Consider the following 18,756-nt stretch of genomic DNA (forward strand, 5'->3'; position numbering starts at 1 on the left):
GCCGCCGGTCGGTCAGGTGCGGATCTCGTGGAAGCTGCTCATGTGGTTGACCATGGCCACCTCCGTCGGCAGGCGTTCCATGCTGCTGGCGCCGAGGAAGCCGACGATGCCCTCGACCTTGGACAGGACGTGGCGGGCGTCGTCGGGGGTGGCGATCGGGCCGCCGTGGCAGATCACCATCGCGTTCGGGTCGACCGCGAAGATCGCGTCGCGCAGGCGGGTGACCAGGTCGACGGACTCGTCGAGGGACAGGCTGCTCTGGGCGCCGATCATGCCTGAGGTGGTCAGGCCCATGTGGGGGACCAGGATGTCGGCGCCGGCCTCGGTCATCGCGGTCGCTTCGGCCTCGTCGTGCACGTAGGCGAGCGTGATCAGGTCCCGCTCGCGGGCGGCGGTGACCATCGCGACCTCGGTGTAGAAGCCGAGCCCGGTCTCCTCCAGGTTCGCCCGGATGATGCCGTCGAACAGACAGACCGTCGGGTAGTTCTGCACCCCGGCGAACCCGGCCTCCTGGACCTTGTCGAGGAACCGCGGGATGTCCCGGAACGGGTCCGACCCGCAGACGCCGGCCATCACCGGGAGCTGCTTGGTCAGCGGCAGCACCTCCGAGCCCATCTCCATCACGATCGCGTTCGCGTCGCCGTACGGCATCAGGCCGGCCATCGAGCTGCGCCCGGCCATCCGGTAGCGGCCGGAGTTGTAGATCACGACGAAGTCGAGCCCGGCCTCCTCGGCGCACTTCGCGGACAGCCCGGTACCGGCGCCGCCGCCGATGATCGGGCGCCCCTCGGCGACCTTGCGGCGGAAACCGGCCAGCAGTTCGGCGCGGGACAGAGTGTTCATCTCGTCTCCTTCTCCAGCCAGGTGGCCAGCAGGTCCACCGCGGCGGCGGACACCGCCGGGTCGTTGATGTCGGTGTCGAAGTCGTGCACGACGATGTCCGCGCGCAGGGTGGCGCGGAGGTTGGTGTAGAGCGCGTGGTCGGCCGCCGGGTCGTGGAACGGCGCGCCGGGGACGGACAGTTGTGACAACCCTTGGTGCGGGAAGAGCACAGCGACCGGTCCGGTGGACGGGTTGATCCGGGCGGCGATCCGTCGGCCGAGCTCCGCGCACTCGTCGACGCTCGTGCGCATCAGGGTGACGGCGGGGTTGTGCGGATACAGGTGCCGGGTTTGGAACTGCGACGGGACCCGCTCGGGCCCGTAGAAGTTGACCATGTCGAGCGCGCCCACACTCACCACCTGCGGTACGCCGGCACTCGCGGCCGCCGTCAGCCTGGAGGCACCGGCCGAGCAAACTCCGCCGACCAGCTCGTCGGCCAGCTCGGTCGTGGTCAGATCGGCCACAGCCTGTACGCCGCCACTGCGGACCAGCGACTCCAGCGTTCGCCCGCCGACTCCTGTGCAGTGGAAGGTGACCGCCTCGATCCCATGCTCATCCAGCCCGGTGACGACCGAGCTGCCGCACACGGTCGTCACGCCGAACATGCTCACGGCAACCAACGCGCCGTCGTCGGTTGATTCGCGCGGAGCCGACGCCATCCCGACGCAGGCCGCGGCCGCGTTGGCCAGAACCGGCCGGCTCAGCCGGTTCAGCCCGTTGATGTCGACCACGGGGTACATCAGGGTCAGGTCCGCCTCGCGGACATAGGCCGTCGTGTCCCCGGCCGCGATCGTCGAGACCAGCACCTTGGGAAGCCCGAGCGGCAGGGCGGCGCAGACCTCCGCCATCACGTACGCCGCGTTCGATCCGCCAACGGCCAGTACGGCGTCGACCTCACCCCGGGCGACCAGTTCGAGCACGATCACGGCAGCACCGCGCCCCATCACGGTCATCGCCGAGTTCCGGTCACCAACGCGCCGCAACTCATCGAGCTCACCGCCGCCCGCCTGCGCGACTGTCTGTCGGGTAATTGTGTGTGATTGTGCGAGTGCACTCAGCCCCGGTTCGCCAAGCACGCCGACGTCGATCAGCACCGACGAAGCTCCCAGTTCGCCGATTCGGTCTCGCAGGAACGCGTACTCTGCGGGCTTCGTGTCGAGCGCGCCGATCAGCGCGATCGCCGGCATCAGCTGATCCCGTAGTCCGGCACCAGCACCTCGGCCCCGCCCTGCAGTGCCGACTGGTGGGCGCAGATGCCCGGCGCGGTCCAGGTCGCCGCCGTCCGCGCGTCGACGCGCGGCCGCCGTTCCTCGACGATGCTCGACACGAACTCGTGCACCAGATGGGGATGCGAGCCGCCGTGCCCACCCGCGGTGAACGGACGCAACGACTCGGGCAGCAGTTCGGGCGCACCCTCAGGCCGTACGTCGCGCTCGTCGACCGCCCGGCCACGCCGTCCTGGCGCCAACGCCTGCAGGGAGAACTCCTTCATCGGCCCGCCCTCGAGCTGCGGCCACTCCAGCGCGCCCTCGTCGCCGTACACGGAGAAGCCCTCGAGATAGCTGCGCCCGAGCTGGAAGAACGACATCGTCACGTTCGCCACCAGCTCTCCGGGCAGCTGGAACAGCGCGGCCTCCGTCCCGTAGCCCGGCCCGGCGACGCCGATGCGGTCCGGCGTGAGCGGGCTCGACCCGAGGCAGCGCACCGACTCCGCCCGCGTCCCGGCGAGCGCGAGCGCGGGGGAGAGCGCGTGCGTGACGTAGTGCATGGGCGGGTAACCGAGCCAGTACGGCGGGAACCCGTCGAGGTTCTGCAGGTGCTCACCCCGGAAGTACGACAGCCTGCCCAGCCGACCGGACTCGAGCAGCGACCGCGCGTGGAAGTACTCGCGGGAGTACACCGCGGTCTCCATCATCATGTAGTTGCGCCCGGCATCTTCCTGCGCGGCGACCAGCTGGTCGAGATCCTCCAGGGTCGTTGCCATCGGCACCGCCGACGCGCAGTGCCGCCCCGACTTGAGCACCTGCTGGACCTGGCCGGCATGCAGCGCGACCGGCGTGAGCAGGTGCACGGCGTCCCAGCCCGGCGCGGCCAGCGCCTCGTCCAGGCTGGCGAACCGGTCGGCGATCCCGAGGCGGTCCGCGACGGCCGTCGTACGGGCTGGGTCGCTGTCGACCACGGCGACGCGGCCGACCGAGTCGTGCGCCTGGTAGATCGGGACGAAGTCGGCGCCGAACCCGAGGCCGACCACGATCACGTCGATGCTCATCGGACCGCTACCTCCCGCTCCTCGCCGAACAGGAAGACCGCGCCGCCGGTGGCGAAGTTGTCCAGGTCGGCGTTCGCCTCCTGGCCGGCCTGGGACTCCAGGACCAGCTCCAGATCGGCGCGGCTGTCGGTGTAGAGCACGGCCTGGTAGTGGTACGCCGGGGGAGTGCCGTCCGGAGCCGGGTCGAACCGGCAGACCGTCCAGCGCCTCAGGCCCACCATCCGCTGGGCGATCGGGATGTGCTGGTCGTCGTAGTACCGGTCGAACTCGCCGGTGTCGTCCGGGGTTCCGTAGAGCACGGTCACCTTGTACATGTCAGCCCTTCAGTCCGGTCAGCGCGATGCCCTCGACGAAGTACTTCTGCGCGAAGGCGAACAGCACCACGATCGGCAGCAGCACGACGGCGGCCGCGGCCATCAGGTAGCCCCACTGTGCCGTGTAGGTGCCCTGGAACGAGGCCAGGCCCATCGCGAGCGTGTACTTGTCGGAGTCGTTCAGGTAGATCAGGGGTCCGAGGTAGTCGTTCCAGACGCCGAGGAAGGTGAACACGCCGACCACGGCCAGCGCCGGCTTCGACAGCGGCAGGATGATCCGCCAGTAGACCTGGAACGGTGAGGCGCCGTCGATGTAGGCCGACTCGTCCAGCTCGTACGGGATCGACAGGAAGAACTGGCGGAGCAGGAAGATGTTGAACACCGCCGTCCCGAAGAACGAGGGCAGCACCAGCGGCACGTAGGTGTTGACCATGCCGATCTTCTGCCAGAACAGGAAGGTCGGGATCAGCGTCACGGCGTACGGCAGCATCACGCCGGACATCAGCAGGCCGAAGACCAGGTTCTTGTGCTTCCAGCGCAGCCGGGCGAACGAGAACGCGGCCAGCGAGCAGGACAGCAGCGTGCCGATCAGCACGCCGGCCTCGATGATCAGGGTGTTCAGGAAGTAGCGCGCGAACGGGACCTGGGTGAGCGCGCCGGTGAAGTTGTCCCAGGCAAACGGTTTCGGGATCCACTGCGGCGGCGACACGAAGATCTGGCCGCTGTTCATGAGCGCGCTGCGGACCAGCCAGATCAGCGGTAGCAGGGTCGGGATCGCGCCGGCGACCAGCAGCAGGTAGACGAGGATCTTCTTGGCCAGCCCCCGCGGCGCGAACGGTCTGCGCGGAACCGGTACGTCGGTGGCGGCGGCCGGCTTGTCCAGCACTGCGGTCATCGGGTGCTCCCCGCCTCGTAGTAGACCCATCGGCTGGAGTTGCGGAACAGCACGACGGTGACGGCCATGATCACCAGGAACAGGATCCAGGCCAGCGCGCTGGCGTAGCCCATCTCGTTGTTGGTGAACGCGGTCCGGTACAGGTAGTAGATGTAGAACAGCGTCGAGTCGTTCGGCCCGCCCTCGGTCATCACCGCGGCCTGGACGAAGACCTGCAGCGCGCCGATCACGCCGGTGACGAGGCTGTAGAAGATCGTCGGCGTCATCATCGGCAGCGTGATGTGGCGGAACCGGCGCCAGGCGCCGCCGCCGTCGACCGAGATCGCCTCGTACAGCTGGCGCGGCACGCCCTGCAGTCCCGCCAGGAAGATGACAGCGACGTTGCCGAACCCCCAGACCGACATCAGGATCAGTGACGGGATCGCCGTGGACTCGTCGAAGATCCACTGCGAGCGTGGCAGCCCGGCCTTCTCGGTCATCGTGTTGAGCAGCCCGAAGTCGGGGTTGAACAGCCAGATCCACAGCATCGAGTTGGCCACGATCGGCACGATCGCGGGCAGGTAGTAGATCACCCGGAACACGGCCTGGCCGCGGACCGGCTGGTTCAGCAGCAGCGCCACCGCGAACGCGACGATCAGCAGCAGCGGTACGGCGCCGAGCGTGTAGTACAGGGTCGCCCACAGCGACTTGTAGAAGCTGTCGTCGGCGGTGAACATGCGCTTGTAGTTGGCGAGTCCGACGAAGCTCGGCTTCCCGCCGATGGTCCAGTCGGTCAGGCTGATCACCAGCGACGCGATCATCGGTGCCAGCGTGAAGGCGACGAAGCCGATGATCGCGGGCAGCGCCAGCAGCACGCCCCAGCGCGACTCCTGCTTCAGCGGGCCGGACACGTCACAGCTCCTGGGTGGGCCACTTGCCCTGCAGCAGCGGCTGCATCTTCGGTTTGAGCGCCTTCACGATGTCCATCGGCGCGCCCTTGTTCAGGCCGACCTGCTCCAGCGCCGGGTCGAGCACCTGGTGGATCCGGTCGGCGTTCTTGATCTGCTGACCCCAGTCGGTGACGCCGTTCTTGAGCGTCGGCTCGACGACCGCGGTCCGGAAGTTGGCCGGGTACTTGTCCTTCAGGACCCACTTGTCGATCTCGGCCTGGTCCGTGTAGTACTTCTTCTGCAGCGGCGCCCACAGGCCGTCCTTGAACAGGTCCACGTGCTCGGGGTCGTTGTAGTAGAGGTAGAGCTCGATCGCTTCCTCCGGCTGCTTGGTCTTGGCGAAGATCGCGCCGGCCGCGCCGCCGGTCATCGTCAGCGGCTCCTGGAACTTCGGCAGCACGCCGACGCCGAACGGCACCTTCGACTCCATCAGGTCGAGCAGCGTCCAGTTGCCGTCGATGATCATCCCGACCCGCTTGGTCTGCAGCTGCACCGACGTCGTCGGCGCGTTCTTGCCCAGCTGCGCCGGCGACGGCGCGACCCGGTGCACGTAGATCAGGTCCTGGATCTTCTTCAGGACGTCGACCGCCTCGGCCGAGTCGAGCGCGAACTTCGTGCCGTCCTCGTTGACCATGTCGCCGCCGTTCGAGCGCAGCAGGCTGTAGAGCGCGGCGCCGCCCGCGGGCGCGATCGTGCCGAACTGCTTGACCTTGCCCGCGTCGAACCCGTCCTCGGACGGGTGCTTGCCGTTCTGGTCGAGGGTGAGCTTGTCGGCGGCCTGGACGAAGTCGTCCCAGCTCCACGCGGTCGCGGCGGTGAACGGCGCCGGGTCGAGCCCGGCCGCGCTGAAGGCGTCGGTGTTGTAGTAGAGGATCTGCACGCCCATCGCGAGCTGGTTCGCGGCCAGCTTGTCCTTGCCGTACCAGAAGTAGCTGCTCGGCAGCCGGTCCTTCAGGTCCGGGTACTTGTCCAGGTACGGGAACAGGTTGAGGATCAGGCCCTTGGCGGCCAGGTCGTACATCTGGCCGGTGCCGAGGTAGCCGATGTCCGGGGGCGTGTTGGCCGCGACCAGGCTGGACACCTTGGTCGGGTAGTTGGAGACCGGGACGAACATCGGCTTCACGTTCGCGCCGTCGTGCTCCCCGGCGTACTTCTTCAGCATGTCGTCGATCGCCTTCTTCTCGAAGGCCGATCCCCAGTACATGAAGGTCAGGTCGGACCTGCCGCCGCTGCCGCCGGCCCCGTCGCCGCAGCCGGCCAGCACGGTGGATCCCAGGCCGGCGGCGAGAACGGCCGCGCTGCCGGTCGTGAAGAGCTGTCTCCTGCTGAGTCGGGTCTGTCCGATCATTGCTGCTCCTCGGGTCGTTTCGGCGAGCGTAGGACCAATAATGTCGATGGTCAACATAAAGATGTCGAGTAGAGTGATAAATAGTCAGGACGCCGACCTATGCGGGAGAATCCGGGATGACCACGCAGGAAGTCAGGGCCACCCGACGGCCGCCGGCGTCGCGGATCACGCGCTCGGGCGAGATCCTCGACCTCGTGCGCCGCGGTCAGGCGACCACGACCGGCCAGCTCGCCGACCAGCTCGGCCTGGCCCGCTCGACGGTCAACGACCGCGTCGAGCTGCTGCTCGCCTCGGAGCTGCTGACCTCGTCGGCGGAGTCGCTGACCGGCTCCCGCGGTCGCCCGGCCTCGACGCTCGCCTTCAACCCCAGGGCCGGTACGACGCTCGCCGCGCAGCTCGGCATCTCCGGCATCCGGCTGGCGGTCACCGACCTGGCCGGCGAGATCCTCAGCAGCGAGATGATCGACATCGACCTGGCCGACGGGCCGCAGCACGTTCTGCGGCTGGTCACGGCGGGCTTCGACCAGGCGCTGGCCCGGCTCGACGAGGATCGGGCGCAGGTGCACGGCATCGGCTTCGGCCTGCCGGCCCGCGTGGAGCTGGCTGGTCACCCGAGCGAGACGCCGTGGTCCGAAGAGGTCGTCCAGGCCGTGCTGGCCGAGTGGCTGCCGGTGCCGGTCTTCGTCGACCACGACGTGAACCTGCTGGCCTTCGGCGAACTGTGCGCTCGCGAGGACGCGCCGGAGGTGCTGGTCAGCGTGAAGGTCGGCACGGTGATCGGCTGTGGCCTGGTGATCAACGGTCACGTCGTCCAGGGCGAGTCCGGGATGGCCGGCGAGATCGGCCACACGCGCGTCGGCGACTCCGAGGTCCCGTGCAGCTGCGGCAACGTCGGCTGCCTGAACGCCGTCGCGAGCGGTGGGGCGCTGGCGCGTCGCCTGCGGGAGAAGGGGATCGACACACCGAACGCCCGGGCCGTCGCCGCGCTGGCCAGGTCCGGCGATGTCGACGCCGGCCACGCCGTACGGATGGCCGGTCGTGACATCGGTGAGGTGCTCGCCGGGGTCGTCAATCTGCTGAACCCGGCCGTGATCAGCCTGTGGGGATACTTGGCCGAGGCCGAGGAGCAGCTGATCGCGGGGATCCGGGAGAGCATCGCGCGGTCGGCGCAGCCCGGTCCGGCCGGCAAGGTGCGGATCGAGCCGGCCGTGATGGGCGGCGACGCCGGCCTGTACGGCGCGGCGATGATGGTCGTCGAGCACGCGCTCCGGCCGGAGGCCGTCGACGGCTACCTGCACGCCAGTCACGGCTGAGTCCCTGCACGCTCAGGAGTTAGGTTAGGCTGCCCATGGTTTGATCAGAACTGTGAGGAGCAGGGACATGCGGGCTCGGGTTGTGGCGGTTGCGGCGGCGCTGGTGCTGGCGCTGGGAGCGTGCGGCAGTGGGGGCGACGACGAGAACGCGGCCGCGCCGGCCGGCGACGGGTTCCCGGTGACGATCGACCACCTGTTCGGCTCGACGACGATCAAGGCGAAGCCCGAGCGGATCGTCGCGATCGGCGGCGGCGACATGGAGAGCGCGATCGCGATCGGCGCCGTGCCGGTCGCCGGGGCGGACTGGTTCGGGTTCACCGAGACGCGGACCTGGGTGAAGGACGCGCTGGGGGACCGGCCGGCGCCGAAGCTGGTCGCGTCGTTCGAGCCGAAGTTCGAGGAGATCGCCGCGCTCAAACCGGACCTGATCCTTTACGTGAACTCGATCAACGACAAGAAGCAATACGACACCTTCAGTGGGATCGCGCCGACGATCGCGGCACCGGCCGGCACCAAGAACGTGTACGGCGTGCCGTGGCAGCAGCAGGTCGAGATGATCGCCAAGGCGACCGGCCGGACCGCCGACGGCCAGAAGGTGATCGCCGACACCGAGGGGCTGCTCGCCGACACCGCCAAGGCCAACCCGGGCTGGGCCGGCAAGACGATCACCGCGGGCGTGTTCAGCGCCGACGAGTTCTCCGCGTGGCTGCCGTCGGACCCGCGGATGCGGCTGCTGACCGCGCTGGGGTTCAAGACCAACCCGCAGATCGATGCCCTGGACAACGGTGACTTCTACGTGAAGATCTCCCAGGAGCAGCTGGAGAAGCTGAACGCCGACCTGATCTTCCTGGCCGCCGAGGACCAGAACGGCAAGGTCGACCCGAAGGTGACCGGCAACCCCGTCTACAACAACCTCGCGACGGTGAAGGCCGGTCACGTGGCCTACTTCGGCGGTGCCCCGGTGATCACCTCGAACACCGAGCTCGGCCAGTTCGCCAGCGCCTTCTCGATCGGCGGCCCGCTCGGCATCAAGTACATCACCGGCAAGATCGCGCCGCTGCTGAACAAGGGCCTGCCGGCTAGCTCGTGACCCGCTGAGCGGCCTTGTCGAACAGCCGGTCCGGGATCAACCGGCGAATCTTTGGTACGACGACCGCCGCCGCCCCGATCGGGTAGCGGGTCTTCGGGTGGCCGGAGGTGACCGCGTGCTCGATCTGCTCGGCCACTTTCTGCGGGCTCGCGCCGTGCTTCGACGCGTGCCGCAGGGTGTCGCGGAACGCGTCGATACGCTCGGCGTACCGGTCGTTGGCCGGCAGCCGGTCGAGGGTCTGGATCGCCTTGGCCCACAGGGGAGTGGCGATCGGGCCGGGCTCGACGAGCGAGACCGAGATGCCGTCGGGCGCGAGCTCCTGGCGCCAGGCGTCGGCGATCGCTTCGACGGCGTACTTCGACGCGTGGTAGGCGCCGGCGAGCTGGACCGAGACCAGGCCGCCCATCGAGCCGACGAAGACGACCCGGCCTGGCTTTCCTCTGCGCAGCAAGGGGATGGCCAGCTGGGTGACCGCGACCGTGCCAACGACGTTGACGTCGAGCTGGTGGCGGAGGCTGTCGATCGGGAGCAGCTCCAGCGGACCCGCGATGCCTTCGCCGGCGATGTTGACGACCGCGTCCAGGCCTTCCTCGCCGAGCGCGGCGTCGACCTCCGCGATCAGCGCGCGGACGGAGTCGGTGTTGGTGACGTCGACCTGGTGGACCGAGAGTCCGTCCGACGTCTGCTTGGCGAGGATCTCGCCGTCGGCGGGGTCGTGCACGGCGGCGAAGACGCGCAGGCCCAGCTGGTCGAGGCGGAGTGCGGTGGCGGCACCGATTCCGCTGCCGGCACCGGTCAGGAGTACTGCGGACATGTCGTTCCCCTCGCTGGGTGGCGTGCGTTCGCCGCCCGGTACCCGTCGCTGCGATGGGGAACCAAGGTCAACGGCGGGGCTTGCCTCGACGGGGTGCGTAGCGCTGGGCCGGGGCCTTCTTCGCCGGGCCGGGTTTCTTCGCCTGGTTGGCCTTCTTGGCGGCGGTCTTCTGCGCGGCGGTCTTCTTCTCGGCGCGCTGCGGCGTACGGGTGCTGTTGACCGTGCGGCCGCGGACGATGCCGATGAACTGTTCGGTCAGCTCACTGGGCTCGCCCTCGGGAAAGGCGAGGACGACACTCGACTCGGGGGCGTCGGTCAGCGGGCGGTAGGTCAGGTCCTTGCGGTGGTGGAGACGGGCCAGAGACTGCGGGACCACCAGCAGCCCGACGCCGGCGGCGACGAGCTCGATCGCCTCGGCGGTGGTCGCCGGGACGATCGTCGCGGCCTCACCCGGCCGGTCGGTCCAGGTCAGCGTGTCGTCCAGCGGGTAGAGCATGAACTCGTCGGCCAGGTCGTCGGCCGTGACCTCCTCGGCCGCGGTGACCAGATGATCCTTCGGTACGACGACGACCGTGGTCTCGGTGTAGAGCGGGATCGCGCTCAGCCCGGTCCGGTCGATCGGCAGGCGGACCAGCCCGGCGTCGGCCTCACCCGCCCGTACGACGTCCGCCGCTTCCGCCGCCGTCACGGTGATCAGCGTCAGCGGGACCCGCGGGAGGCGGTCCTTCCAGATCCGGACCCACTTGGCCGGGGTGACGCCCGGGACGTACGCGAGCCGGAAACCGCTGGGAGCGTCGGACTCGCTCGCGGAGTCCGCCTGCGGGTCGGTCGCCGGGTCGGTCGCGGGGTCGGGTACGGGGTCGGTCACCGGGTCAGGCTATCCGCCGGTGGTCGGGGAGCCGGTCAACCCTCGATACCCTGGCGGTATGACGTCGCAGAAAACCACCCAGACGATGAAGCCCGCGACCGCGGCGAAGAAGCTTGGTGTGTACCTCGAAGCCACCCCCGCGGAGTTCCAGGAGGGTGTGGTCTCGCGCGACGAACTCAACTCCCTGCAGGCCGACCCGCCCGAGTGGCTGCGGGAGCTTCGCCGGACCGGCCCGCACCCGCGGCCCGTGGTCGCCTCCAAGCTGGGCATCTCGATCTCCGGCCTGGCCCGCGCCGGGATCTCCGAGCCGCTGACCACCGAGCAGATCGACGCCCTGAAGGAAGAGTTCCCGGAGTGGCTGCGCCGCGAGCGCAACACCCACGCCGAGGTCATCCGCGAAGCGGCCCTGAAGGCGGACCGCCCGCAAGACTGACCCGCCGGCCGCGCTCGCACGATCAGGTCGTACGCCGGGCCCGCGCGAGGTGGACGCCGCGCGGGCGGGTCGGCGTACGGGCTAGTCGCTCGCCGCGCCGGCGGTCCGGCGTACGGGCTGGTCGCCTGCGGCGCGCCAGTGCTTGAAGGCCTCCGAGCCGCTGACGAACAGGACGATCACGGCCGCTCCGGTGTAGACCGCGTCCGGGGCCGTCCAGCTGCCGTTGACGTGGGTGAGGAAGGCGGGGTTGAAGAACTCCTGCCGGCTCAGAACCAGCGCGAGCGGTACGGCGAACAGCGCCTCGGCGGCGACGTACAGCATCGCCAGCGGACGGGTCCAGCTGCGGGTCGCGAAGCGGATCACCTCGAGCACCGTGGTGCCGGCCAGGCCGGCGAGGATCGGCCAGATCCAGCCCGACCACAGCGCCGGGTCCAGGACCTCGATGCGGTTGCCGTCGGCGGGGAACGGCTGGGCGGTGTGCTGCCAGACGACCAGGCCGAGGAGCAGCGCGCTCCAGATCGCGGCGGCGAGGGCTCCGTTGTTGCGGGTCTCGGCCTGGCGCAGCTCGGGCAGGTCGTCGGGCGTCCACGGCTGGAGCGAGCTGGTCGCCGCCTCACGCCGGCTGCTCGACCGGTCGATCAGCGCGAAGATCACCGTCGGCCAGGCGATCATCTGCGCCCCGACGGTGAGCAGTGCGCCGATCCCGCTGCCGATCGCCGAGCCGATGTCCTGGTCGTCGAGCACGTCGATCACCACGGTCGCCACCACGACGAGCGGCAGGATCGTGGTCAGCAGCAGCTTGAGCAGCCGCACGTACGCCGGGTAGAGCTCCGGGCCGATCAGCGCGAGCGGGCGGTCGGCGTACCGGGCGGCGAGCCGGATCGGGTCGCCCATCTCGGTCAGTACAGCGCGCTCCGCGACCTCGGGGTCGGTCGCGTCCTGCGCGTCGGCGGTGTCGGCGATCGTCGTCCGCAGCTCGTCGGCGACGTCGCCACGCTGGTCGGCCGGGATCCGCCGGACGACCTCCTGCACGTAGCGCTCGGTCAGCGGGGTCGTGCTCATCGGTTCTCCTTGGTGAGTCGTGAGATCGAGGCGGCGAGGTCGTCCCACTCGCGCACCAGCCCAGCGCGCACCACCGAACCCTCGGTGGTGACCTGGTAGAACTTCCGCGGCCGGGACTCGTCGGTGTTCCAGTCGCTGGTCAGCAGGCCCTGCTTCTCCAGGCGGCGCAGCAACGGGTAGAGCGTGTTGCCGTCGACGGAGATGCCGGCGTCGTTCAGCGTGACGAGCAGCGCGTAGCCGTACTGCGGTGCTTCGAGCAGGGCGAGGCAGGCCAGGACGACCGTGCCTCGACGCAGCTCCTGGGCCTGACTGAGGATCAGTTCTTCGGCGGCCATGAACAACACTATACAGTGCGGCACACACTATTGTCACAGCGCTCGCCCCAACGGAAGACGGGCGGGCCCTTTGGAGGCCCGCCCGTCCTTTTGTGGTGTCGCGTCAGTGCTGGGGGCGGTACTTGACCGTCCGGCCGTTCAGCGGCTGCAGCTCGCGGCTGTCGCCCTCGGGGAAACGGCTCTGGAAGTGGTTCAGCGAGACCGGCAGGATCTCGCGGTGCTGGGCGAGCACCAGCCACGAGACCGGCTCGGAGTACGGCGTGGTGGTCAGCGAACCGTCGTACCGGTACGTCGACAGGTCGCGCGGCAGCGCCGCGGCGAGGTTCACGGGCCCGAGGTCGACCTCCTCGTCGCACTCCTCCGGGACCGTCGCCAGCACCTTGTCCTGCAGGGTGCCGCCGTGACCGCCGGTGGTGATGAACAGCCCGACGACCAGCTTCTCGCCGTTCGGGCCGCTGTGCACGAAGTGCTGCTCGAGCGCGTACTGGTGGCCGTTGAGCCGGTGCTCGGAACGCGTGTGGAAGTGGAAGTTCACCAGGTCGTACCGAACACCGCCGACCGTCACCCAGGCCGCGCCGGCCGGGATCTCGGCGAGGATCGTCTCCTCCGCGGTCCGGTGCTCGCAGCCGCCGGGCTGACCGCCGTCGCGGCTCTCGTACCGGATCTTCAGGGCGAGCGAGGTCGGGTAGTGGACGTGCAACGCGGGCAGCCCCGGGCTGGTCACCGCGTGACCGGTCCGGATGTCGATCGGGCTCTGGTGCGGGGTTTGCGCGGAGGCGCTGGTGAGCAGCGAGGGCGACGCGAGAACGACCGCGGTCGCGGGGACGCCCAGCAAGAGGGCGCGACGGGACACAGACTTGGCCACGTGAACTCCGTATTCGGGCGGGAACAGGAAGCGGCCCGATCCTCCACCGGGCCGTCTCGGAGTATGCGCTCGCGTGGGGGCGATCGTGTGCACAGGGTGTGAAGCGTCGGCTGCTGCCGCTCGTCGCGGACCGGTTGAGCGGTTGGGCCGTGCGGTGGGAGAGGATGGGGGCATGACTTCTTCGTCTCCTTCCGACAGCGTCTCGTACCGGCCTGATGGTGAGGTGGTGGAGCTGTGCAGCGAGTTGATTCGCTTCGACACCACCAACTACGGGAACGGGAAGAGCAACGGGGAGCGGGGGGCGGCCGAGTACGTCGCCGCCAAGCTCGACGAGGTGGGGATCGAGTCGACGATCTACGAGTCCGAGCCGGGGCGCGCGACGCTGGTGGCGCACTGGGAGGGCGAGGACCAGTCGGCGGACCCGCTGCTCGTGCACGGGCACCTGGACGTCGTACCGGCTGATCCGAAGGACTGGAAGGTCGACCCGTTCGCGGGGGAGATCTTCGACGGGTGCGTGTGGGGACGCGGCGCGGTCGACATGAAGGACTTCGACGCGATGGTGCTGTCGGTGGTCCGGGCTCGGCAGCGGGCCGGGGTCAAGCCTCGGCGGCCGGTGCGACTGGTGTTCACGGCCGACGAGGAAGCCGGCGGCCTGTACGGCGCGCAGTGGCTGATCAACAACCACCCGGACACCGTCGCGGACTGCACCGAGGGCATCGGTGAGGTCGGCGGGTTCTCGATCACCGTGCAGGACGACCTGCGGCTGTACCTGATCGAGACGGCCGAAAAGGGCATGAACTGGATGCGGCTCAAGGCGCGCGGCACCGCGGGCCACGGGTCGATGGTGAACGACGACAACGCGGTCACCGAACTGGCCCGCGCCGTCACCCGGATCGGCGACCACGAGTGGCCGCTGCGGCTGACGCCGACCGTGCGGGAGTTCCTGAAGACGCTGGAGGACCTGCTCGGCACCGAGCTCGACCCGGAGGACCGGTCGGGCGTGCTGTCGAAGCTCGGGACGTTCAGCCGGATGTTCGGCGCGACGATCCGCAACACGGCCAACCCGACGATGCTGAACGCCGGCTACAAGGTGAACGTGATCCCGGGCGACGCAGAGGCGCACATCGACGGGCGGTTCCTGCCCGGGTACGAGGACGAGTTCTTCGCGACCATCGACGAGCTGCTCGGCGACAAGATCCAGCGCGAGACGGTGATCGAGGACATCGCCCTGGAGACCGAGTTCAGCGGTGGCCTGGTCGAGGCGATGAAGTCCTGCCTGGCCGCCGAGGACCCGCAGTCGCGCACGGCCCCGCTGCTGATGTCGGGCGGCACGGACGCGAAGTCGTGGTCGCGCTTGGGCATCCGGTGCTTCGGATTCGTTCCGCTGCAGCTGCCGCCGGACCTGGACTTCATGGGGATGTTCCACGGCATCGACGAGCGCGTGCCAACGGCTTCCCTGGAGTTCGGTTCGCGGGTTCTGGATCGGTTTTTGACGGAGGCCTGAGTACGTACGGGGTGCAGGTCGCGACTGCTTGCGGCGGTGGCGCGCGGCTCGCGACGGGCGCGGTCGACTCGACGAGCTGCACCGGCAGCTTCCTCACCGCTGGTGCTGATCGCGATTGCCGGGCGCGCCGGCGGTCTGTCGACGAGCTGCTTGCGGCGACACGGGCCCCGGGGCGTCAGTCGCGGAGGTACTCGGCTCGCCAGCGGTACGACGTGGGGTCGCTCGGGCTGGGGGCTCGGTCGAGCTGGATCAGGCGGAGGTCGTCCTTGGCGAAGGCGTCGATGGAGGCCCGGGTCAGCGGCCAGGGCGGGCCTTCGACCTCGTCGTCGGGGACGTCGTCCTCGCGGGCGGCGGCGATGACGATCAGCGTGCCGCCGGCGCGGACCTGTTCGCTGACCTGGCGGGTGGCGGTCGGCTGGATCGGGATCGGGAGGGCCTGCACGGTGAAGATCTCGATGACCAGATCGAACGCCCGGTGCCAGTCTGTCGGCGGGTTGAGCAGATCGGCGACCTGGTACTGGGCCTTGGAATCGGGATGGGCCTGCTGCGCGGCCTCGACGGCGGTCGGCGAGATGTCGAAGGCGATCGTGTCGTAGCCCAGGTCGGCGATCAGCTCGGCGTCCCAGCCGGTGCCCGCGCCGACGACGAGCGCGCGCTTGCCGGCACCCTCGGGCTGAGCGGTCGAGACCCAGTCGGCGAGCAGCGGGTGCGCCATCCCGCGGTCCCACGGTACGACGGCGCGGCCATCTGCGGCTGCGGAGTACAGCTCCTCGAACCACCCGGTCGGGTCGTCCGCCTCCAAGGACTTGTGAGCCAGATGACGGGTGGCGGCGTCCGGATCCTGAGCCCCGGCGTCGGACGACTCGCGCCCCGCAGGGTCCGGCTCCTGGTTCCCCGCGCTGGTGCTGGGCGAGCCAACCCCCGCCGCAGCGTCAGGCAAACCGTTCCCGGCGCCGGTGTCGGGCGAGTCCTGCGCGGCGTACTGGTCTGTCATGAAGCCTCGTCTGGTTGGTGGATGGCTTGCAGGGTCTGCACAGTGTCGGCCTCGGCGGGGGTCTTGTCGTCGCGGTACCGCAGGACGCGGGCGAAGCGCAGCGCCATGCCGGCCGGGTACCGCGGTGACGTCTGGACGCCGTCGAAGGCGATCTCCACCACGATCTCGGGGCGCAGATACACCGTGTAGCTGTCGCGACTGGTCTCGATCTCCTGGAAGCGCTCGGTCTGCCAGCGCAGCAGCTCGTCGGTCAGGCCCTTGAACGTCTTGCCCATCATCACGAACTCGCCGGTCGTCTCGTCCCGCGCGCCGAGGTGCAGGTTCGACAACCACCCCGTACGCCGGCCGTGCCCCCACTCGGCGGCCAGGACGACCAGGTCGAGCGTGTGGGTCTGCTTCACCTTCACCCAGCCCGAACCACGCCGGCCGGCCTCGTACGGGACCGAGAGCGACTTCACCATCACGCCCTCGTGCCCGCGCTTCACCGCGTCGGCGAAGAACGCCTGCCCCGCCTCGGCGTCGTCGGTCACCAGCCGGGGGATCCGCCGGTGCTCGGGGACGAGCTTGCTCAGCCACTCGTGCCGCTCGGCGCCGCCGAGGCCGAGCAGGTCCTGGCCGTCGAGGTGCAGGATGTCGAAGAAGTACGGCGTCAGCGGCACGGTGTCGGGACCGGTCGCCGCGCGCGTCGCCGTACGGGATCCGGTCACCTGGAAGGCTTCCGGGCGGCCGTCCGGTCGGAGGGCGATCAGCTCGCCGTCGAGCACGACCTGGTCGGCCTTGAGCTCCAGGGTGGCGGTGACGACCTCGGGGACGCGGCTGGTGATGTCGTCGAGCGTGCGGGTGTAGACGATGACGTCCGGGCCGTCGCGGTGGACCTGGATGCGGATGCCGTCGAGCTTCCACTCGAGCGCTGCCGGTGAGCCGGTCTTGGCCATCGCCTCGGCGACGCTGGTCGCGGACTGCGCGAGCATCGGCTGCACGCCACGACCGACCTCGAGCCCGAACTGCGCGAGACCGGCCTCGCCTTCGGTCAGTACGGCGACCGCCACCGGCGCCGCCGCGCCTCGGAGCATCGTCGCTGCCCGGATCTTGTCGAGAGGGATCCCGGTCGCCTTCGCCACCGCGTCGGCCATCACACCGTCGAGGGCACCCTGCCGCAGCTCGCCTGCGACCAGCAGCCGGAGGAACTGCTGCTCGGCCTCGGTCGCGCGCCCGAACAGCACGTCCACCGCCGCACGCTTCCGCGCCTGCGAGCCGGCGCCGGCGATCTCGGACAGATCGGCAAAGGCTCGGTCGACCTCCTCCACCGTCAGCGTCGGCTCGGGCGCGGGGTCGGGGACCTCGGCGAGCGTCCGCCAGCCCACGCCCGTACGCCGCTGCCGCAGCTCGCCGGACAGGTAGGTGACGACAACCTCGGTCTCCACCGGGTCGGTCACAGCCGAGAGCAGCTCCGCGATGAACCCAGCCTTCGCCAGACGCGACCGCGTCCCGCTCAGAGCGGCAGAGGTAGCAACGACATCGGCGAGCAACATGGTCCCAGTCTCACTCATACCACCGACAGATTTCGGGAGCTCCAACCGCAGGCACGCGGAGATGCGGCCGGGCAGGTCGCTTGTGGCTGGAGCGGTTGCGGCCGGGAAGAGATTAGAGCCTGACCGGCGCGGGGCTGGTGGCCCGCGCCACGCGGGCGCGATGCCGCCGCGGGCGCCGTGCCGATGGACGTGCGTGCGCCGTGTCGATGGGTGTGCGGGCGCCGTGCTGGTGTGCGCGCCGTGCCGGGTGGGGGTTAGGGAAGTTTGGGGAGGTCGTCCAAAAAAGCTGCTGCGGGGGTGAAGAAGAGGGTTCCTGTGACGGCGGTGGAGAAGTCGAGGATCTGGTCGTGGTTGCCGGGTGGGTTGCCGAGGAACATGTTGCGGAGCATGAGTTCGGTGACGGCGGGGTCTTTGGCGTAGCCGATGAAGTACGTGCCGAACTGTTCTTCGCCGATCGAGCCGAAGGGCATGTTGTCGCGGAGGATCTTGAGCTCGTTGCCGTCTTCGTCCTCGATGACGGTGAGGGCGATGTGGGAGTTGGTGGGTTTGGTGTCGTCGTCGAGCTCGATGTCCTCCAGCTTGGTGCGGCCGATCACCAGTTGCTGCTGCTCGACGGTGAGGGCGTTCCAGGCCTTCAGGTCGTGGAGGTACTTCTGGACGATCACGTAGCTGCCGCCGGCGAAGTCCGGGTCCTCGGGGCCGACGACGACGGCGTCCTCGGCGTCGCGGCCGGCTGGGTTCTCGGTGCCGTCGACGAAGCCGAGCAGGTCGCGCATCTCGAAGTACTTGAAGCCGTGCACCTCGTCGACGACGGTGGCGGCGCCGTCCAGGACCTTCATGATCTGCTGGGCCAGCTCGAAGCACTGGTCCAGCTGGGCGGCGCGGATGTGGAAGAGCAGGTCGCCCGGGGTCGACACGGCCTTGTGCTTGCCGCCGTCGAGCTCGACGAACGGGTGCAGCGCGCGCGGCCGCGGTCCGCTGAAGAGGCGGTCCCACGCGTCGGAGCCGATGCTGGTGACGCAGGACAGGTTGCCCGCCGGTACGCGGAAGCCGACCGAGCGGATCAGGCCGCTCACCCGCTCCAGCAGGTCGCGCGCCGTCTCCTCGCCGCCGGGCTCGATGCGGACCACGAGAAAGATCGCCGAACCGGTCAACGGCATCAGCACCGACTGCGGCAGCGCGCGCGTCGACGCGGTCGGACCAGGCGTCGGATCGGTCACCATCAGAGGCTCCTCCAGTTCGTACGACGTACAGCCGCCAGCATGCAGGAAAGGTCGGCCGGACCGGCGCATCGGGTCGGCGAGAAGTT

19 protein-coding genes are annotated in these 18,756 nt (G+C 69.5%); 4 read left to right on the forward strand and 15 right to left on the reverse strand.

Annotated features, from left to right (window positions below):
• Positions 1–12: 12 nt before the first annotated feature.
• From ACLQ2O_RS12910 to ACLQ2O_RS12940, 7 genes are read right to left on the reverse strand one after another with little or no spacing between them, the layout of a single operon-like run.
• Positions 13–843: a phosphoenolpyruvate hydrolase family protein gene (locus ACLQ2O_RS12910; protein WP_425830704.1), complete on the reverse strand. Its 831-nt coding sequence runs from the start codon at positions 841–843 to the stop codon at positions 13–15.
• Positions 840–2,069, reverse strand: coding sequence for a Tm-1-like ATP-binding domain-containing protein (locus tag ACLQ2O_RS12915; RefSeq protein WP_425830706.1), 1,230 nt, complete (start codon positions 2,067–2,069; stop codon positions 840–842). Before ACLQ2O_RS12915 ends, ACLQ2O_RS12910 begins: the two co-directional genes overlap by 4 nt.
• On the reverse strand, positions 2,069–3,151 hold the full coding sequence (locus ACLQ2O_RS12920; RefSeq protein WP_425830708.1) for a Gfo/Idh/MocA family protein: 1,083 nt from the start codon (positions 3,149–3,151) through the stop codon (positions 2,069–2,071). Before ACLQ2O_RS12920 ends, ACLQ2O_RS12915 begins: the two co-directional genes overlap by 1 nt.
• On the reverse strand, positions 3,148–3,465 hold the full coding sequence (locus tag ACLQ2O_RS12925) for an EthD family reductase (protein WP_425830710.1): 318 nt from the start codon (positions 3,463–3,465) through the stop codon (positions 3,148–3,150). Before ACLQ2O_RS12925 ends, ACLQ2O_RS12920 begins: the two co-directional genes overlap by 4 nt.
• A 1-nt stretch (position 3,466) precedes the next feature.
• Positions 3,467–4,360: a carbohydrate ABC transporter permease gene (locus tag ACLQ2O_RS12930; RefSeq protein WP_425830712.1), complete on the reverse strand. Its 894-nt coding sequence runs from the start codon at positions 4,358–4,360 to the stop codon at positions 3,467–3,469.
• Entirely contained in the window at positions 4,357–5,250 is an 894-nt protein-coding gene (locus tag ACLQ2O_RS12935; RefSeq protein WP_425830714.1) for a carbohydrate ABC transporter permease, read from the reverse strand. Before ACLQ2O_RS12935 ends, ACLQ2O_RS12930 begins: the two co-directional genes overlap by 4 nt.
• A 1-nt stretch (position 5,251) precedes the next feature.
• Entirely contained in the window at positions 5,252–6,637 is a 1,386-nt protein-coding gene (locus tag ACLQ2O_RS12940; protein ID WP_425830716.1) for an ABC transporter substrate-binding protein, read from the reverse strand.
• 116 nt (positions 6,638–6,753) lie between these two features.
• Between ACLQ2O_RS12940 and ACLQ2O_RS12945 the strand changes: the two genes are divergently transcribed.
• Both ACLQ2O_RS12945 and ACLQ2O_RS12950 read left to right on the forward strand, forming a co-directional pair.
• Positions 6,754–7,950: an ROK family protein gene (locus ACLQ2O_RS12945; RefSeq protein WP_425830718.1), complete on the forward strand. Its 1,197-nt coding sequence runs from the start codon at positions 6,754–6,756 to the stop codon at positions 7,948–7,950.
• Positions 7,951–8,017: 67 nt separating this feature from the next.
• The gene (locus ACLQ2O_RS12950; RefSeq protein ID WP_425830720.1) at positions 8,018–9,040 is read left to right on the forward strand and encodes an iron-siderophore ABC transporter substrate-binding protein; all 1,023 of its coding nucleotides are present in this window, start codon (positions 8,018–8,020) and stop codon (positions 9,038–9,040) included.
• Here ACLQ2O_RS12950 and ACLQ2O_RS12955 read toward each other — a convergent pair.
• Positions 9,030–9,854 (reverse strand): SDR family oxidoreductase, encoded by an 825-nt coding sequence (locus ACLQ2O_RS12955; protein ID WP_425830722.1) that lies wholly within the window; start codon positions 9,852–9,854, stop codon positions 9,030–9,032. The genes ACLQ2O_RS12950 and ACLQ2O_RS12955 overlap by 11 nt on opposite strands.
• A gap of 67 nt (positions 9,855–9,921) precedes the next feature.
• Positions 9,922–10,722 carry a LysR family substrate-binding domain-containing protein gene (locus ACLQ2O_RS12960; protein WP_425830724.1) on the reverse strand — a complete coding sequence of 267 codons (801 nt, stop codon included), beginning with the start codon at positions 10,720–10,722 and terminating at the stop codon, positions 9,922–9,924.
• 58 nt (positions 10,723–10,780) lie between these two features.
• Between ACLQ2O_RS12960 and ACLQ2O_RS12965 the strand changes: the two genes are divergently transcribed.
• Positions 10,781–11,155, forward strand: a complete 375-nt coding sequence (locus ACLQ2O_RS12965; protein ID WP_425830726.1) for a DUF5997 family protein — start codon at positions 10,781–10,783, stop codon at positions 11,153–11,155.
• Between the two features lie 81 nt (positions 11,156–11,236).
• On the opposite strand, the gene ACLQ2O_RS12970 is transcribed toward ACLQ2O_RS12965, so the two are convergent.
• The 3 genes from ACLQ2O_RS12970 to ACLQ2O_RS12980 all read right to left on the reverse strand — a co-directional run bounded on the left by ACLQ2O_RS12970 (position 11,237) and on the right by ACLQ2O_RS12980 (position 13,417).
• The gene (locus ACLQ2O_RS12970) at positions 11,237–12,217 is read right to left on the reverse strand and encodes an HAAS signaling domain-containing protein (protein WP_425830728.1); all 981 of its coding nucleotides are present in this window, start codon (positions 12,215–12,217) and stop codon (positions 11,237–11,239) included.
• Positions 12,214–12,552: a PadR family transcriptional regulator gene (locus ACLQ2O_RS12975; protein WP_425830730.1), complete on the reverse strand. Its 339-nt coding sequence runs from the start codon at positions 12,550–12,552 to the stop codon at positions 12,214–12,216. The genes ACLQ2O_RS12970 and ACLQ2O_RS12975 overlap by 4 nt, the downstream gene beginning before the upstream one ends.
• 103 nt (positions 12,553–12,655) lie before the next feature.
• Positions 12,656–13,417 (reverse strand): carbonic anhydrase family protein, encoded by a 762-nt coding sequence (locus ACLQ2O_RS12980; RefSeq protein WP_425830732.1) that lies wholly within the window; start codon positions 13,415–13,417, stop codon positions 12,656–12,658.
• Between the two features lie 172 nt (positions 13,418–13,589).
• Here ACLQ2O_RS12980 and ACLQ2O_RS12985 point away from each other — a divergent pair, with 172 nt between their 5' ends.
• Positions 13,590–14,921 (forward strand): M20/M25/M40 family metallo-hydrolase, encoded by a 1,332-nt coding sequence (locus ACLQ2O_RS12985; protein ID WP_425830734.1) that lies wholly within the window; start codon positions 13,590–13,592, stop codon positions 14,919–14,921.
• Positions 14,922–15,096: 175 nt separating this feature from the next.
• Here ACLQ2O_RS12985 and ACLQ2O_RS12990 read toward each other — a convergent pair whose 3' ends face one another.
• From ACLQ2O_RS12990 to ACLQ2O_RS13000, 3 genes are all read right to left on the reverse strand, one after another.
• A complete protein-coding gene (locus ACLQ2O_RS12990; RefSeq protein ID WP_425830736.1) occupies positions 15,097–15,915 on the reverse strand; it encodes a class I SAM-dependent methyltransferase in 819 nt (272 codons plus the stop codon).
• Positions 15,912–17,447 (reverse strand): ATP-dependent DNA ligase, encoded by a 1,536-nt coding sequence (locus ACLQ2O_RS12995; protein ID WP_425830738.1) that lies wholly within the window; start codon positions 17,445–17,447, stop codon positions 15,912–15,914. The genes ACLQ2O_RS12990 and ACLQ2O_RS12995 overlap by 4 nt, the downstream gene beginning before the upstream one ends.
• 254 nt (positions 17,448–17,701) lie before the next feature.
• Positions 17,702–18,670: a Dyp-type peroxidase gene (locus ACLQ2O_RS13000; protein ID WP_425830739.1), complete on the reverse strand. Its 969-nt coding sequence runs from the start codon at positions 18,668–18,670 to the stop codon at positions 17,702–17,704.
• Between the last annotated feature and the right edge of the window lie 86 nt (positions 18,671–18,756).

It is taken from the genome of Kribbella sp. DT2, from assembly GCF_049844575.1.
Lineage (GTDB): Bacteria > Actinomycetota > Actinomycetes > Propionibacteriales > Kribbellaceae > Kribbella.

Excerpts from the sequence above, each read along its gene's own strand:
- ACLQ2O_RS12950 (WP_425830720.1), top strand. The coding sequence starts at position 8,018 with ATGCGGGCTCGGGTTGTGGCGGTTGCGGCGGCGCTGGTGCTGGCGCTG.
- ACLQ2O_RS12995 (WP_425830738.1), bottom strand. The coding sequence starts at position 17,447 with ATGTTGCTCGCCGATGTCGTTGCTACCTCTGCCGCTCTGAGCGGGACG.
- ACLQ2O_RS12915 (WP_425830706.1), bottom strand. The coding sequence starts at position 2,069 with ATGCCGGCGATCGCGCTGATCGGCGCGCTCGACACGAAGCCCGCAGAG.
- ACLQ2O_RS12970 (WP_425830728.1), bottom strand. The coding sequence starts at position 12,217 with ATGAGCACGACCCCGCTGACCGAGCGCTACGTGCAGGAGGTCGTCCGG.
- ACLQ2O_RS12920 (WP_425830708.1), bottom strand. The coding sequence starts at position 3,151 with ATGAGCATCGACGTGATCGTGGTCGGCCTCGGGTTCGGCGCCGACTTC.
- ACLQ2O_RS12930 (WP_425830712.1), bottom strand. The coding sequence starts at position 4,360 with ATGACCGCAGTGCTGGACAAGCCGGCCGCCGCCACCGACGTACCGGTT.
- ACLQ2O_RS12940 (WP_425830716.1), bottom strand. The coding sequence starts at position 6,637 with ATGATCGGACAGACCCGACTCAGCAGGAGACAGCTCTTCACGACCGGC.
- ACLQ2O_RS13000 (WP_425830739.1), bottom strand. The coding sequence starts at position 18,670 with ATGGTGACCGATCCGACGCCTGGTCCGACCGCGTCGACGCGCGCGCTG.
- ACLQ2O_RS12975 (WP_425830730.1), bottom strand. The coding sequence starts at position 12,552 with ATGGCCGCCGAAGAACTGATCCTCAGTCAGGCCCAGGAGCTGCGTCGA.
- ACLQ2O_RS12990 (WP_425830736.1), bottom strand. The coding sequence starts at position 15,915 with ATGACAGACCAGTACGCCGCGCAGGACTCGCCCGACACCGGCGCCGGG.
- ACLQ2O_RS12910 (WP_425830704.1), bottom strand. The coding sequence starts at position 843 with ATGAACACTCTGTCCCGCGCCGAACTGCTGGCCGGTTTCCGCCGCAAG.
- ACLQ2O_RS12925 (WP_425830710.1), bottom strand. The coding sequence starts at position 3,465 with ATGTACAAGGTGACCGTGCTCTACGGAACCCCGGACGACACCGGCGAG.
- ACLQ2O_RS12965 (WP_425830726.1), top strand. The coding sequence starts at position 10,781 with ATGACGTCGCAGAAAACCACCCAGACGATGAAGCCCGCGACCGCGGCG.
- ACLQ2O_RS12955 (WP_425830722.1), bottom strand. The coding sequence starts at position 9,854 with ATGTCCGCAGTACTCCTGACCGGTGCCGGCAGCGGAATCGGTGCCGCC.
- ACLQ2O_RS12945 (WP_425830718.1), top strand. The coding sequence starts at position 6,754 with ATGACCACGCAGGAAGTCAGGGCCACCCGACGGCCGCCGGCGTCGCGG.
- ACLQ2O_RS12985 (WP_425830734.1), top strand. The coding sequence starts at position 13,590 with ATGACTTCTTCGTCTCCTTCCGACAGCGTCTCGTACCGGCCTGATGGT.